This is a genomic window from Photobacterium sp. DNB23_23_1 (assembly GCF_052873815.1).
This window is the reverse complement of record NZ_JBNNXT010000020.1, coordinates 1-15630: the sequence shown is the minus strand read 5'-3', so window position 1 is coordinate 15630 and position 15630 is coordinate 1. Positions and strand designations below refer to the sequence as shown.

Sequence of the window (15630 nt, the reverse complement as noted above, 5' to 3'; positions counted from 1 at the left end):
TCCCTAGTACAATAGGCTCATCATTGTATTGAGTTCATTATTCATTTTATATATTGCCGAATCCATCGCGGTTAGCTGTTTATAAGTCCGATCTTCGAAAGCTTGCATTCGCTCATCCAGCGTTGCAAGATCATCATTCAACCGAGTTCTTTGCTCTTTCAAGCTGTCTTCTTTTGACGTTATCGAACCATCATTACCGACAAAGCCGTCCAGCAGATCATCAACTTTATATAAAAAACCGTTTTCATCGTCACCATTGAAAAAGGCAGCAAAGGCTTGGAAGTTCTCGTCAAGCATGTCGTCGAGCTCTTCAGTATCCACTTCCAATTTACCGTAGCGATCCATCCCGACACCGAAGTCGGATAGAAAGTATTCTTGACCATTGACGGTGACACCTTCATTCATCACATTACGCATCTGACTCAACAGTGAGCGAGAAAGGCTATCTCCGACTAACGGACCTGCAGATTCCGTTTCAAGATCATATTTAGACTGAGAGCTAACGAGTTCAACCAGCTCATTGTAGGTATCAGTAAACTCGGTAACCGCATTCTTAGGTTTGGAGGTATCATTTGAGATTTCAATACGAACGTTCTTTACATCAATATCGTCGGTCTCATCCCCCGTCGCTAACGTGCCTGTGATCTGGCTGACATCAAACGTGACCCCATCAATGGCATCTTCAAATTTATTGGTATCACTTGTAATGGTGGAGAAGCCGTCGATGATAATTTGCGCATCTTGTGCTTCTTGCATTTCCAACATTTCTGGCGTACTTGCAGGATCATCAGGGTCATAGCTCAATTTGACTAACTCACCGGTGGCCGCTGAAGCATCAATGCTGATTTTATTGCTCTCACCTGTTTGAGTGCTAGAGAATACAATCTTGGCTCCATCATCATCAGTAATGATGGTGGCAGTAACACCTGGGTTATCGTTCGATTTATTGATCGCCTCTACCACATCTTTCAAACTGCTTTTGTCTGGATCAACGGATAGGGTAAAGCTATCATCACCGATCGCGATAACAATATCGCCTGAGCCTAAGCTAATATCCGGATCAGCATCAAAACTGTCTGCACTGGCAACTTTGTGACTTTGGGCCAATTGCTTAACTTCTACCGAATAGCTGCCATTTTGTGCATGGCTTTCAACTGATACATCGACATAGCTGTTATCTGAAGAAGTAGCACTTTTACTGTGGAAGGATTCTTCTTTTTCGTACTTCTCGACCAAGTCATGTACTGCGCTGGCACTAGCCTTCACCTGACCATAGGCGCTTAAGCTAACCTCAACCTTTGACATCTCTGACTGGATGCGCTGCTCTTTGGGCATCCGCTCAGCCGCAACCAACTGCTGTGTCATACCGGTAACATCAAGGCCCGAGCCCAAACCACCGACTGCCAATCCTGCCATGCCCACTCCCCAGACAGTGTAAATTCAATATAGACGAATGTTTATTGCAAATTAAATGCAAAATTCAAGCCAAAATTATATTTTTTCACTCAGCGATGTCAGCGGGTGTTGCGCCAACTTGGTATTAAGCTCAAGCAACTCCTGGGCAGGGATCTGCCTGATCAGCTCACCGGTTTGCTTGCTGAAGATATACACGACCTGCTCCCCACTTTCTTCATCCAGCTCGAACTTCAACTCTCGGTTTAACCGCTGAGACAATGCTTCTAACTGCTCCAACTGATGCTCAGAAGGGTATGACATTAGCTCTTCTGATTCTTGGCTCGGTTGCACTTCTTTGGGTTTGTCCACAGAACGAGTGTTTTGAGGGTGATCTATCGCGCTCAGTTGATATTGCGCATTAAGTGCTGGTGTCGCAGGTTTTTCCTGCTCAAGGCGAGAGTTGGGTTGGGTAACAGGTAACCATGATGCGCTGTCATTATTTACTGCCATCACGTCCTCCTGATAGAAGCATGGCCCGAAAGCCATGCTTTATTTTTACTAACTTACAGTAGGCTCAATGCCGCCTGTGGATTCATTTTTGCTTGCGCAAGAATCGAGGTTGATGCCTGTTGTAGGATTTGGTTCTTGGTCAAATCAACCGTTTCCGTCGCAAAGTCAACATCCTTGATACGGCTGTTCGATGCATTTACGTTTTCGTTGATGTTTGCTAGGTTGTTTAGCGTGTGGTCAAAACGGTTCTGTACCGCACCCAATTCTGCACGCTGGTTGTCAATCTGGGCAATCGCACCATCGATAATGTCAACAGCAGCTTGTGCGCCAGCAGCCGATGTGATGTCAATTGAATCTACTGAGTTGAATGAAGCTGTTGCACCAAATCCATCAGTATCACCAATTAGCTCCGTACTTGATGACTCAACACTAAAGCTTTTATCTGACGAGAAAGTCAAAGAGGCTGTAACTTGTGCATCTGGTCCACCATTAGTCCCATCATCAACAACTATTGCGCCATCACTTTCAGTGCTATCAACAGTAATCGCACCCGCATTACCAGCTGCAGCAGTCACAACAACACCATCAACACCTGTAGCATTCAAACTAACTTCTGAACCATCTGAATCGGCAGTAATACCAGCGTCATTTAACTTTTTGGCAATCGCATCAGCATCATCTGAGGCAAGCACTTCAACTTCTGTATCACCGACTGCAATTGTTCCTTCAAAGTTAGCTACAGCACTTAGCTGCGCATTCACTGCTGTGTCTGCAGTAACACCTGTTTTGGCATTATTAATTGCACGAGCTGCTTCTGTTGCTGTCGAATCTTCTGCAATAGTTACATCACTAGAGCCCGAACCGACATTAACAGTCAGTGTTTCATTTGCACTTAACACCTGATTTTTTGACCCCGCTGTAGCAGCACCACCAAAGGTTGCAGCAGCATGGTCACCTAAGTCGCTAACACCTGAATTTGCAGATGTTGCACCTAGCGCACTGGCAGACATGTCACCAAGCGTTAGAGAAATAGTTTCATTGGCATTGGCACCGACCTGGAAGTCCTGAGTACCATAAGAGCCGTCTAGCAAGTTCTGGCCACCAAAAGTGGTCGTGTCTGAGATACGGGTTAGCTCGTCTTGCAATGCTCCGATTTCTTTATTCAATGCTTCACGGTCTTCGGCTGAGTTAGAACCATTTGACGCCTGCAAAGACAAGTCACGCATACGCTGCATGATATTAGTCGATTCCTGCATCGCACCTTCAGCGGTTTGGGCAATCGAGATACCGTCGTTGGCGTTACGCATGGCTACGCTCAAGCCATTGCTCTGGCTGGTTAGACGGTTAGAGATTTGCAGACCCGCCGCATCGTCAGCTGCACTGTTGATACGCAAGCCAGAAGACAAACGCTCCATGCTGCTGCTTACGTTATTTGTGGCTGAACCTAGGTGACGCTGGGCCGTCATCGCTGAAACGTTTGAATTTACGGTAACAGACATATATCGCTCCTTGTTGAGTTACAACCCAGCCTATTAGCGGGGGGTAAATATCTATTTTTCTTTAAGTACTTCTGTTAACGGCACGGGTGAAAATACCTTTAGGATTTTTTTAAAAAAAGTTTTTGCTGGCGATGGACGATGGACGATGGACGATGGACGATGGACGATGGACGATGGACGATGGACGATGGACGATGGACGATGGACGATGCAAAAGTTTCCATTATGGACTAAGAGCTACAAGGATAAATTTGCCACATTAGCAATAAAAGTGACGTTTAATGAAAAAGCGGCAAAGCACTGCCGCTCTATCTTAGTTGGCTGGGTATTACATGTAGTTGAACAGGCTAAGCTGCTTGGTTTGATTGAATGCCGCTTGGGAGGCCTGAAGAGCCAGCATGTCTTCGTTCAACTCAATAATGGCTTTGCTGTAATCTAAGTCTTCCAGGCTGCCTTTGGCTTTGTTGAGACTCAGTTCAAAATCTTTATGTTGAGATTCGTACGTTTCGAGGGTTTTCAACTCGGTACCGACTTCTGCACGTCGCTGGTTCATATGGACATAACTGCCATTAAGCTCTTCTATTGAACGCTGCAGGCTCGCCCTCGCTTCAGGTGAAGACGTCGGATACTCAGAATATTTAATGGCATCATTCATTGTCTGGAACAAGTCAATCGTCGGAGCCTTATCCAAGGTGATACTATCATCAGCTTTGATATCCCCCTTAAACTGAAAATCAAGATGGATTTGGCTTTCTGGATTCGGGTCTGTGTACTGAATCCCCTTGGCAGGATCGTAGCCTTGAGTATCAAGTAGCTGGTTATTCCCGTATAGCTCGTAGTTCAAGCCACCCTGACCATCATCGACAAACGTCACGCTGTATGTGGTTGGGTCATTGAGATCCTGGTTGGTAGCAGAAAGTAATGACAACCCTGATTCAGCTTGAAGCCCTGCATAATCTGGTCGGTAGTCACCAAATGGGTTATCAATGCCCATAAAAACCAGATTGCCAGGCTGGCTGGTATCTACATGTACCGAGGTATCAATACGCGCTTGGCGAAACCCGCTGTCCCCCTGATATTGCACATCACCATTGGCATTTTCGACAAACGGTTGGGTCCGCACCTGATGGCCAGCGAACACATAGTTACCACCTTCATCTTGGGTATTAGCTAGATTCAGCAATCCTTCGTAAAGGCTTTCCAACTCATTTTTAAATGCCGTTTTATCATCACCCGCCATTGCACCATTAATCATACCAATCATTTTTTGCTTAGAGCTATCGATATGGGATTCGACATTTTTCAGTGAAGTTTCGAGCGTCCCTAAACGGTTATTGGCCAATGTGATCGACTTTTGAAACTGTTCTATTTGCACCAATTGTTGCTTGTAGTTTTGGGTCGAAACAGAAGCAATCGGATCATCTCCGGCGGTCTTGATCCGCTTACCGGTAGCCAGTTGCTCATTGGTGTTATTCACTGCCCCTTGCTTGCGCATCAGGTTAGAGGTCAAATTTTGGTACTGAGAGAATGTCGATACACGATTAATCATAATTGCTCCTCGCTTTACACCGCACGCATCAGCGTATCGAAGGTTTCACGGGCCACGCTCATAATCCGCGATGAGGCCATATAAGCCTGCTGGAACTTCATTAAGTTGGCCGCTTCCTCGTCCAAGTTCACTCCAGAGACACTCGACACTCGTTCTGTTGCCGCATCAAAATCAAGCTGGCTGATTTGGCCGAATTTTTCAGCGTTCATCTTCTGGATACCCACGTCGGTTGTGAGGTTCTGAAACAAGTCAATGACACTAGAGCGACCATTATTCATTGATTTGTTCGTCTGCAAGTGCTGCATGGCCATCAAGTTGCTATTGTCACCTTCGGCTTTATCTGCATTCAGGTGGACAGTAAAACGATCGTTACCCTGTGCCTGCCCTGTCAACGTCAAGGTTTCAAAACCATTAGGGTCTGGCACCATTGAGGTGTCAGCAAACCGAATGACATTGTCATGTATCGGGTATTTAATATTCTTGGTTGTTGTAGGGTTACCGTTTACATCAACCTCAACCAAATCTATTTTTTTACCCTCATTATCGTAGACAGATAAGCGGTTACCATTTTCATTAATCACCACGTCATATTGCCCGAACACTTGTGCTGTATCGAGTGCCTCAAGCTGGCCGTTCCCCATATTTTCCGCCGCGGGAGAAACGATACGCTGGGCAGCAATATCTGCTGGCTCCGTTGCACTCATCGCCATTTGCGCACCACCAAGCCTAACAGGCCTCAGGGTGATGACTTCATCATCAGCAGGAGGCTGGCTGACATCAATCTTCATCCCATCGACCCGAATAACCTGCGGGTCAGCCGCATCAATGTTTTCGCTGAATACTTCTTCTCCCTGGCTATTAAACACCTGATATCGGTAGCTGCCACCGTTATCGGTCGCCTGCAATTTATAGTCGCCAAGTTGAAGCTTTGACACATCCTCAATCCCTACGGCCAAATCTGCTGCGCTACCTAGAGGCTTAAGTACTCGCTGAGCCATGGCTCTAGGGTCATTAACATCGGCATACAGTTCTTTACCTGTATCTCCGTTTAAATCCAAGCCTTGACGCTGAATGGTATTAACCTGTCCTGCAAACCCTATTGCCATACGGCCCACTTCATCGATGCTCCGTTCCACTACGTCAGTGCGAAAGCCAATCATCGCACCTAAAATGCCACCCATATTTTCAGCATTAAGAGGGGTTGCATTGTGGCCATCATCCACCGCGATTCGGGTCTGCAGTGGATCTGGCTCACCGGGGATCACTGTTAGGCGAGACGATTCGGTTCCCGAAACCAAGGTTTGGCCATCACCGATAATAACGGTATTGGCAAGGTTATCCTTCCCCTTTAAAGCCGTCACTTTCGTGTACTGGGCCAATTCATTGATTAAGCTTTGCTGTTTATCGAACAAGTCATTTTTTTCGCCGGCAGGGTTTTCCTGGATCCGCTTGTTCAAGGTGGCAATTTCTTGCCCTAGGGAATTCACTCGGTCAACCGTTGCCACTAATTGATCATTCACATCACGCTGCATACTAGAAAGCGTATCGTAGGTACTGTTGACGGTTTGACTGACAAGCGAGGCATTTTCCAGTACCGCTTTTCTTGAACCCAAGTCATTGGGGTGATCCGCCAAGCTTTTTACCGAATCATAGTAATCGTTCATACTAGTAATGGTTTTGCTGGCATTGTTGGAGATGAATTCATCCATCACCGCAAGTTGGGCATGACTTTCATTAGCATTATGAAGCTGAGTGGTTGACTGAGTTAGTTCACGCGATGCAAACTGATCATAAGCGCGGCGGACGTTATCAATATAAGCGCCAGTGCCATACTGACTACCGCCTATCCAATGCGCATCATCTGCTTTTTGCTCAGCGCTCTGGCGACTGTATCCCGGCGTGTTGACGTTACTGATATTATGGCTGGTAACATTAAGCTGCTTCTGAGTCGTTCTCAGCCCACTCATGCCTATATTCAATAAATCTAGCGCCATACCTTTATCTCCAGCCAACTCCAGCGGCAATCACACCAATCGCCCAAACAATAAAAACAAATGCAAAAATCAGGCCAACGTACTTAAAGTCAATGAATTGAATAGCGAAATTACAGGAAGTTAATCAAGCAGCATTGGCTAGATTGAAAATAACCGTAATATATTAGCTTCCAGCGGTATTTTTGACGCCAACTAAAGAGACATATTTTGAGGTTATTGGTACTAAGAAACAGCCTAAACTCTTTTCAGTACCCCATACCTTATATTTAATTTAAGATTAAAATCATTAACTAAATTAGAGGACTGAATAATAAATTAAAAAGTCAACTGTTGATATTATTCTTTGTGAATATCAACTGACAAAAAATAGCCATTATTTTGACAAACGTGATACATAGCCATATACGCCCCTCACCAACAAAAATAAAACATTGAATTTACTATAAAAGATAAAATAATTGTTGCCCCCATCAATAATCAACGGGGAATCATGGCTAAATCACCGACAAAGATACAAGTTAACAACACAACACCACCGTTAACCCGACCTAACATTTACAATTTATTTCGATTTACACTAATTTACACTAGATAATCAGTATAACTTGTCTATATAATTACTTTATCTAATCAGTAAAAAACCATTGGTGGTGATTATGAACATTGGCCTTGCAACATTACTCGGCTATGCTATCAAAGAGATTATTGCACCTGTGGTGTTAGATAATATTCGGGAGGGCAACCAAGAAAAAGTACAGACGAATGAAATTAAATCTGCCCTGTCTGAAAGTGAGGACACACTGAATATCATTTCATCAATTGTAGATGTGTTTGTTTAAATTTTATCTTTTATTGCTGCTCTTTATCCATCAAGTCACTGACCTGATCAAATACCCGCATCACTTTATCGCTGTATCTAGGATCGGTCGCATAACCGGCTTTGTGGATCTCATTAATAAACGCTTTCGGATCTTGCGTATTTTCTAGCGCAACCGAATACCTTGGGTTCCGCTTTAAGAACTGCGCATAATCATTAAAGCTTTCATCGAAAGAGTCATAAGAACGAAATGCTGCACGTTCTTGCACGGCAATACCTTGATGATACTCCAAGGTTTGCGTCGCCATTTTATCCCCTTTCCAGCTTGGATCAGCCTTAATGTTAAACAGGTTATTGCTGTTACCAGCGGCATTACTGATCACTTTCTTGCCCCACCCTGTTTCAAGAGCGGCTTGGGCTATCAATACCGCAGGATCGACCCCCAACACATTAGCGGTCCGACGAGCATAGGGGGCCATATGTGAAACAAAGGCTTGCGGAGAATCAAAGCTTTCTGGCATTGGTGCTCCTTCTGCTTGCATAGCAGAGACAGGAGCACTATTCGCCATATTACGCTGGGCAATCGCTTTATTGGCTATCTGAGTAATCTCTTCTTCGCTCATGGATGATTCAGATAAGGTATTTTTATGGATTACAGGTGAAATGCTTTGGTTATTCATCTCGGTACGATTATCTTGCCGCTCAAAGGGCAGGGTCTTGCCGCCTTTGTCTAGCTCAACAAACGGCTGTTCTTTATTTAGCGTACCATCACTTTGCTTCACCGCGCTCTCATCTTGGTGGGCACCAAGCTGCTGAACAATCATATCGGCAAGACCCAGTGAATTGCTGCGGCTCAACTCACTGGCCATCTGCTCATCATGCATCTGTTCAAAGAATTTGGCGTTGCGGCTACTCATCAAGTCCGACTCAAAAGCGGAGTTTGCTTCTCGCATCGATTTGAACATCATCTGGGTGAAGATGGCTTCAAACTGCTCGGCAGCGGCCTGCAGACTCGCCTTCTCACCTTCTTTGCCAGTTTTCACCCCGGCTCGCAAGCGATCAAGGCTTGATATATCAAGAACAAAACTGGTGTCGGTCGGGCTTTTCACCTTGCTCTCCCTTTAAATGATGATCAGCTGGCCTTCAATGGCACCAGCTTGTTTCAATGCTTGTAAAATTGCCATCAGATCTGACGGCGCAGCCCCTACCTGATTCACGGCACGAACCAAATCATCAAGACTCACACCCGGTTCAAACAAGAACATCCGCGAATCTTCTTCGGTAACGGTGATTTCGCTATCGGGTACCACCATGGTTTGGCCACCGGCAAAGGCATTCGGCTGGCTAGCCGACAGGTTTTCTTTGATGGATACGGTCATCCCGCCATGGGTAATGGCGGCTGGTTTCAACCGAACATGCTGGCCGATAACAATGGTTCCAGTGCGCGAATTTACGATAATCTGCGCCCCTGAATCCGCGGTTTCAAATTCCACATTTTCAATGGTTGAAAGGAAAGCCACACGCTGGCTAACATCACGCGGGGCACGCACCCGCACCGACGCCGCATCCATGGCCGAAGCCACATCAGGACCAAGGAAATTATTAATCGCATCTACCATGTTCTGCGCGGTGGAGAAGTCCGGCTCGAAGAGGTTAAACGTCAGAAAGTCACCACGGCCAAACGGGTTTGGCACTTCTTGTTCGACAATCGCGCCAGAAGGGATCGTCCCCACGGTTGGGGTATTGCTGACAATTCGCGATCCGTCAGCACCATCGGCGGTAAAGCCACCGACCACGAGGCTACCTTGCGCGACCGCATAAATATTGCCGTCTAAGCCTTTCAGGAAAGTTTGCAGGAGCGTACCGCCGCGCAAACTCTTGGCTGAGCCGACCGACGAGACGGTGATATCAATTTGTTGACCTTGCTTGGAAAAAGGTGGCAACGTGGCATGGACGGCCACCGCCGCGACATTTCGGGTGCGGAACCGCTCACCTTCGGGGATATTAATCCCAAAGTTATTCAGCATGGCACGGAAGCTCTGCTCGGTATAATACGCTGAAGATGACTCACCGGTTCCTGGCAGACCGACTACCAAGCCATAACCAACTAATTGGTTATCCCTGACTCCGGCAACGCCAGCGACATCTTTAATGCGGGCAGCATGAGCTTGCGGTGCAACCACAGGCAAGACAAGTGTCAGTATTAGACTAAATAACAGGGTTGGGATTAACTTTTTCATGTATTACATCGCTGCATTGAAGAATCGGCCAAACCAGCTTGGGTCTTGGGTATCCTGACGATCGCCCGTCGCCGAGTACTGAATCCGCGCATTGGAGATACGGGTTGAGGGAATAGCGTTGTCCGAATCGATATCATCTGGGCGAATAGTGCCACTCACCCGGATATATTCGTCACCGCTGTTCAGTGTCAGCCACTTTTCTCCTCGCACCAGCAAGTTACCATTAGGTAACACTTCAATCACCTCAACCGAAATAGAACCGGAAAAGCTGTTGCTTTGATCCGAAGAAAGGCTGCCTGAGAATGAATTATCGTTGGTAAGGGCATAGGACAAATCATAGTTACCAATATTCACCGGACGTCCACCAAGCATGATCGGTTCCATGCTCATATCTGTCGATTTGCCCAAATCTGAACTGGCACTCTTTCTTGCCTGAGTCTTCTCCTCAAGCAATACGGTGACAATATCACCGAGCCCAGTCGGACGTGAATCGTTGTAAAGCCCCATGGCGCTGGTGGTATTAAATAGTGAACCGGTAGAAGTGGCATAGTGCTCCGGCTTCTCTGGCGGACGAACAGAAGACCAGTTAGGATCGCCCTGTACCGCGTCTTCCCGCTGCCTGACCAAACCTATAATGCCATCACTTTGCTCAGTCGTGCCCTCAACCGCATCAACCTCACTGACCGCACTATCAAGATCAGAGCCAGTATCAAAGTTCTGCGCACAACCCGATAGCATTGCAACCAGTAAAACCAGCCAATATTTGCCCATACCTTACTCCCTGTTATAGCTGCTGGTTAACGTAGCTCAGCATCTGATCCACGGTAGAAATCACCTTGGAGTTCATCTCGTAAACCCGTTGTGCCTCGATCATATTGACCAGTTCTTCGGTAACATTCACATTGGATGTTTCCAGCATCGACTGGCGAACACTGCCAAAACCATCAAGGCCGGGGATCCCCTCTTGCGGGTCGCCACTTGCCCCTGTCGGTAGGTAAAGGTTCTGACCAATCGGCTCCATACCGCCTGGATTAATGAAGTTGGTCAGGTTGATCTGGCCCAGCACCTGATTTTCCTGCTGATCTCGAATACGGGCAGAGACTTCACCGTCGGTGCCGACTGTAATGGCAACCGCATTGTCTGGCACCACAATTTCAGGCTCCAGAACATAGCCCGCGCCAGAGGTCACAATCTGGCCTTCGTTACTCACGGTAAATTGGCCGTTACGGGTATAGCCGATGTTGCCGTCAGGCAGCATAACCTGGAAGAAGCCATCGCCCTCGACCATCATATCGAGCGCATTGTCGGTGGTTTGGGTATTACCTTGGGTAAAGACCTTCTGAGTGGCGACCACTTTTGAGCCGGCACCCAGCATCAAGCCTGATGGCAAGGTAGTATCTTGCGTTGCCTGACCGCCAGGCTGGTTAATATTCTGGTAAAAAAGATCTTCAAAAACTGGGCGGCTTTTCTTAAAACCTATTGTCGAGGCGTTAGCTAGGTTATTGGAAACCGTTGAAATATTGGTTTGCTGGGCATCAAGACCAGTCTTACTAACCCATAGAGCTGGATGCATTCGTTAACTCCTCGCTATTATCCGATTCGCATTAAAGATGAAGACGATTTATCCATGTCTTCTGCGGTTTTCATCAATTTGACTTGCATTTCAAAGTGGCGCTGAAGGTCAATCATGCTGACCATTTCACCCACAGCATTCACATTACTGCCTTCCAATGCGCCACTGAGCAAGGTTACGCTTGCATCGGCTTCCAAGCCCTGAGGGTTCGGGGTCGTTGGCTTGAACAAACCATCGACGTCCTTGTACAAGTCACTGTTGTTGGGGTTAACCAATTTGATCCGATTGATAGCGACCATGGCTTCCGGTGGTGCCCCCTGCGGCAAAATGCTGACCGTGCCGTCTTTTTGGATTTCAATTTTGTTGATAGGGAGTGGGACAAAGATCGGTGCATCGGCGTCACCTAAAATAAGCTGGCCGTTGCTGTTTTGCAGCATACCCATCTCATCAATCTTCAAATGGCCAGCACGGGTGTATGCTTCTTGTCCCGACACATCTTGAACCGCCAGCCAACCGTTGCCTTCAACGGCCACGTCCATTGCACGACCGGTCATTTTTACCGCTCCCTGCTCAAAGTTGTTGCCCGGACGTTCCGTCATAGCAAATACTCGACTTGGCAACCCTTCGCCATACGCTTGCATACTTCTCGCCTGCTGCAAATCAGCACGAAAGCCGGTGGTATTCACGTTCGCCAAATTGTTGGCCGCAACCTGCATGCCGTACATGTCTTGCTTGGCGCCACTCATGGCTAGAAATAATGCGCGATCCATCTATCAATCCCCTCTATCGATAGGCAGTATTAATGCAAAAAGCATACCATCAAAATCGGTAGCAGGTAGGGCATTGATTTAAATAAGAATAAAAGCAAAAAAGGGAGAGTGACAAACATGAAGGGGAAAAACGTTGCCGCTTCATTGGCGGTCATGCTTAGTCAATTAGTCATGACTTTCAATTTGGTGGCTTAGGTGTCAATAAATTGACCAAAGCCCATAACAGCCAGTGTTATGGGCTCGGCGCTATTACAGCTGGGGATTATTACAGAAAGAGATTAGCGGATCTGCAAAATGTTCTGCTGTAGCTGGTTGTTCACATCCAGGGCACGTGAGCTGGCCTGGAAATTACGCTGGGCAGAGATCAAGTCCACCAGCTCCTGGGTCATATCGATATTGGATTGCTCCAAGGTACCGTTTTTGATTGAACCAAACGAGCCCTGTGAGGCATCGCCCCAGACAGTAGCACCAGAGTCTTGGGTAGCATTCCACATAGTACCACCTAGCTGGGCCAAACCTTGCTCGTTAGCAACACGGGCCATAGCAATACGGCCAATCACCTTATCTTTACCGTTCGAGTAAGACGCCTGAATATTACCGTCAGAGTCTATATCGACATTGGACAGATAACCGGTGGTAGCACCGTCCTCATCCTCCAGCTTACGAATTTCAAATGGTGCCGCGTATTGAGTAGGATCGTCATAATTAAACGTCAACGTTTGGGTACCATCTGCACCACCAAGTTGTAGCCCCGCAGCCTGAAAAGACGTTGATGTATGCGAGCTCCCCGATGTTAACTGCCCACCTTCATCAAAACGTAAACGGTGGCCTAAGTGGCCAGTGCCATTATCGACCCCTGAGTCAATATTCAGTTCTTTTTCACCACCACTATCACTAACGGTATAAAAGACATCCCATACATTATCGTTTCTCTTCGAATAATAAGCTGTCATTTTCAGCGGGTTACCCAATGAGTCGTAAATTGTTGAAGAGGTTGACTTATTGTAAGTGTCAGAATTGTTGAAATCGAATGGTGCAACAGCGGGCTTTTCCTCACCACTTGGTAAGTTCATCGAAATATTCACGTTATTCGACATACTTGGTTGACCAAAAGTATCATCAATGGTCATCGGCTTCGGCTCATACGATGCCACAGAGTTAGTATCTTGGTTTACCTCGTAACCCAACAAGTAGTTGTTTTCTGCGTTAACAATCTCGTTGTTGTTATTGAGGTGAAAAGCACCGTTGCGAGTCAGGTTATTGTTCGCTGGCTCAGCTTTATTCGGAGCTACGGCAAAAAAACCGGTGCCCGATACCCGTAAATCCAGTGGGTTGTTAGTGTAAATACTGGAGCCTTCATGAAACTGCTGAGAAACCGTCGCAGTCTGAACACCGCCACCAGTCGTGGTCTTCGAGTTAGAAAAAATCGAGTTCGAATACACATCAGAGAACTCAGCCCTTGATTCCTTGAAGCCATAGGTGTTGGCGTTGGCGATATTATTACTGGTAGTGTTGAGATCTTTCTGAGCTGCACCCAGGCCACTCAAGGCAATATTCATGCTCATAGTTGATTATCCTTTCGCTTGTGCTTTTCCGACCTGAAGTACATCAGCCAAGTTAAATTGCTTGTCGAGACCGGCTAAGTTCAATAGAACCTGACCATCTCCCTGCCCCATCACCACGCTGTTAACGTTGGCATGAGTAAATACGTCATAGTTCTGTGTTTCGCCACCGACCAGACCCGATACCCGAATTGTGTATTGTCCTTCCGGCATCACCTTGCCTTGATCGTTCTTGCCGTCCCACTCGATATCGTGGTCTCCGGCCGCTTTGGCACCAAGATTAATGGTTTTAACCAGTTCACCCTGTGGGGTTTCAACCCGCATCATGGCTTGGTCAAGCGAATTGGTCAGGCGCACACGGCCGCTTAACCCGCCCTCTTCAGCTTTCATCCCGGTCGCACTCGGCACCAGTACATCCTGACCAACCAAGGTCGATGCCTGCAGTGCCTGGTTAGACGTCATGGCGGTATTTAGCAGACCGAACTGCTCGTTCATCTGGCCGATGCCGTCAACGGTGGCAAACGATGCCATCTGGGCAATCATCTGATCATTGCCTACGGGTTCAAATGGGTCCTGTTGGGCTAGTTGTTTAGTTAACAAAGACAGGAAGTCTTCTTGTTGTAACTGATTTTGCCCAGTGACTTTCTGGTCTTCCTGAACCTTCTTTTCCTGCATCGACTTTAGCTGGTCAAGGTAAGAGAGGTTATTCGAACCTGCACCATTAATACTGCTCATTGTCATCACTCCCTAGCCTACTTACCCATCTGCAGTGTTTTCATCAGCATCTGCTTGCTGGCATCAGCCACTTGCACATTGTTCTGGTATGAACGAGATGCCGAGATCATGTTGGCCATTTCTTCCATCACATTGACATTCGGCTTATAGATATAACCTTCGGCATTGGCCAACGGGTGATCTGGGTTGTACTCTGCACTCAACGGCTTCTCGCTCTCGACAATCCCTTTAACCTGAACCGGCACACTATCACTGCGCTTGTAGCTGGCACCTTGAAGCTCAGCGGCAAATACCGGATGCCTTGCTTTATAGGTTTCTTCTGCCGAGCTGCTGACGCTGTTGGCATTGGCAAGGTTACTGGAAGTGGTATTAAGACGTACCGATTCTGCACTCATCGCCGAACCCGATACATTGAAAATATTAAATAAGCTCATTCATTAATTCCCCGTCAGTGCCTTGCTCAGGTTTTTGAATTTTGATCCAAGAAAATCCAGCGATGCCTGATACTCAATGGAGTTCTGCATAAACAGGTTCTGCTCCAGCTGGGAGTCAACGGTATTACCGTCACCGGTGTCCGGCTGGGTAGGTACGCGGTACTTTTGCTCACCCATGACCTGAGTGGAGGCAGAGATATGCCGACCGTCAGTGCGGCTGAGGCCAACTTTTGCCTCCGAGGTTGCCGCATTGAGAGCCCGCTGAAAGTCGATATCTTTCGCCTTGTACCCCGGCGTATTGGCATTGGCAAGATTGCTCGCCAGCGTTTCTGCACGTTTGGCACGTACGCCAACGGTATGCTGGTGAACGCCTAATGCTTTATCAAAAGAAATGGACATGTCTGCCTCCAAAATTCGTTACCAGATAGAAAGCAAAGGGTGTGCCAAGAATGTAAGGCAAGGGAAGTTAGGTACTTGGGCGATGGGCGATGGGCGATGGGCGATGGGCGATGGGCGATGGGCGATGGGCGATGGGCGATGGGCGATGGGCGA

The 15630-nt window shown here is 47.1% G+C and carries 15 protein-coding genes and 1 pseudogene; 2 read left to right on the top strand and 14 right to left on the bottom strand.

Annotated features, from left to right (window positions below):
- Positions 1-3: 3 nt before the first annotated feature.
- The 5 genes from fliD to flgK form a co-directional block, all read right to left on the bottom strand.
- Positions 4-1416 (bottom strand): flagellar filament capping protein FliD, encoded by a 1413-nt coding sequence (gene fliD / locus ACVA53_RS13875; RefSeq protein WP_446505387.1) that lies wholly within the window; start codon positions 1414-1416, stop codon positions 4-6.
- Between the two features lie 75 nt (positions 1417-1491).
- Positions 1492-1905 carry a flagellar protein FlaG gene (locus tag ACVA53_RS13870; RefSeq protein ID WP_446505386.1) on the bottom strand — a complete coding sequence of 138 codons (414 nt, stop codon included), beginning with the start codon at positions 1903-1905 and terminating at the stop codon, positions 1492-1494.
- A gap of 53 nt (positions 1906-1958) precedes the next feature.
- Entirely contained in the window at positions 1959-3404 is a 1446-nt protein-coding gene (locus ACVA53_RS13865) for a flagellin (RefSeq protein WP_446505385.1), read from the bottom strand.
- A 328-nt stretch (positions 3405-3732) separates the two neighbouring features.
- Complete coding sequence (gene flgL / locus ACVA53_RS13860) at positions 3733-4953, bottom strand: flagellar hook-associated protein FlgL (protein WP_446505384.1); 1221 nt, start codon at positions 4951-4953, stop codon at positions 3733-3735.
- 14 nt (positions 4954-4967) lie between these two features.
- Positions 4968-6947: a flagellar hook-associated protein FlgK gene (gene flgK / locus ACVA53_RS13855; protein ID WP_446505383.1), complete on the bottom strand. Its 1980-nt coding sequence runs from the start codon at positions 6945-6947 to the stop codon at positions 4968-4970.
- A 656-nt stretch (positions 6948-7603) separates the two neighbouring features.
- Between flgK and ACVA53_RS13850 the strand changes: the two genes are divergently transcribed.
- Positions 7604-7786 (top strand): hypothetical protein, encoded by a 183-nt coding sequence (locus tag ACVA53_RS13850; protein ID WP_255042145.1) that lies wholly within the window; start codon positions 7604-7606, stop codon positions 7784-7786.
- A 10-nt stretch (positions 7787-7796) separates the two neighbouring features.
- Here the strand turns inward: ACVA53_RS13850 and flgJ are convergent, their stop codons facing one another.
- The 9 genes from flgJ to flgB all read right to left on the bottom strand — a co-directional run bounded on the left by flgJ (position 7797) and on the right by flgB (position 15477).
- Positions 7797-8873: a flagellar assembly peptidoglycan hydrolase FlgJ gene (gene flgJ / locus ACVA53_RS13845; protein WP_446505382.1), complete on the bottom strand. Its 1077-nt coding sequence runs from the start codon at positions 8871-8873 to the stop codon at positions 7797-7799.
- 12 nt (positions 8874-8885) lie between these two features.
- On the bottom strand, positions 8886-10004 hold the full coding sequence (locus ACVA53_RS13840) for a flagellar basal body P-ring protein FlgI (protein WP_446505381.1): 1119 nt from the start codon (positions 10002-10004) through the stop codon (positions 8886-8888).
- Between the two features lie 3 nt (positions 10005-10007).
- On the bottom strand, positions 10008-10775 hold the full coding sequence (locus ACVA53_RS13835; RefSeq protein WP_255042142.1) for a flagellar basal body L-ring protein FlgH: 768 nt from the start codon (positions 10773-10775) through the stop codon (positions 10008-10010).
- Between the two features lie 13 nt (positions 10776-10788).
- Positions 10789-11577: a flagellar basal-body rod protein FlgG gene (gene flgG, locus ACVA53_RS13830; RefSeq protein ID WP_107351471.1), complete on the bottom strand. Its 789-nt coding sequence runs from the start codon at positions 11575-11577 to the stop codon at positions 10789-10791.
- A 17-nt stretch (positions 11578-11594) separates the two neighbouring features.
- Positions 11595-12347, bottom strand: coding sequence for a flagellar basal-body rod protein FlgF (gene flgF / locus ACVA53_RS13825; RefSeq protein WP_255042140.1), 753 nt, complete (start codon positions 12345-12347; stop codon positions 11595-11597).
- A gap of 278 nt (positions 12348-12625) precedes the next feature.
- A complete protein-coding gene (gene flgE / locus ACVA53_RS13820) occupies positions 12626-13912 on the bottom strand; it encodes a flagellar hook protein FlgE (protein ID WP_446505380.1) in 1287 nt (428 codons plus the stop codon).
- A 6-nt stretch (positions 13913-13918) separates the two neighbouring features.
- Positions 13919-14644 carry a flagellar hook assembly protein FlgD gene (locus tag ACVA53_RS13815; RefSeq protein WP_255042138.1) on the bottom strand — a complete coding sequence of 242 codons (726 nt, stop codon included), beginning with the start codon at positions 14642-14644 and terminating at the stop codon, positions 13919-13921.
- A 17-nt stretch (positions 14645-14661) separates the two neighbouring features.
- The gene (gene flgC / locus ACVA53_RS13810) at positions 14662-15078 is read right to left on the bottom strand and encodes a flagellar basal body rod protein FlgC (RefSeq protein WP_255042137.1); all 417 of its coding nucleotides are present in this window, start codon (positions 15076-15078) and stop codon (positions 14662-14664) included.
- A 3-nt stretch (positions 15079-15081) separates the two neighbouring features.
- On the bottom strand, positions 15082-15477 hold the full coding sequence (gene flgB, locus ACVA53_RS13805; RefSeq protein ID WP_255042136.1) for a flagellar basal body rod protein FlgB: 396 nt from the start codon (positions 15475-15477) through the stop codon (positions 15082-15084).
- Positions 15478-15554: 77 nt separating this feature from the next.
- On the opposite strand from flgB, the pseudogene ACVA53_RS13800 reads away from it, so the two are divergent.
- A pseudogene (locus ACVA53_RS13800) lies at positions 15555-15630 on the top strand (hypothetical protein); the annotation flags it as partial.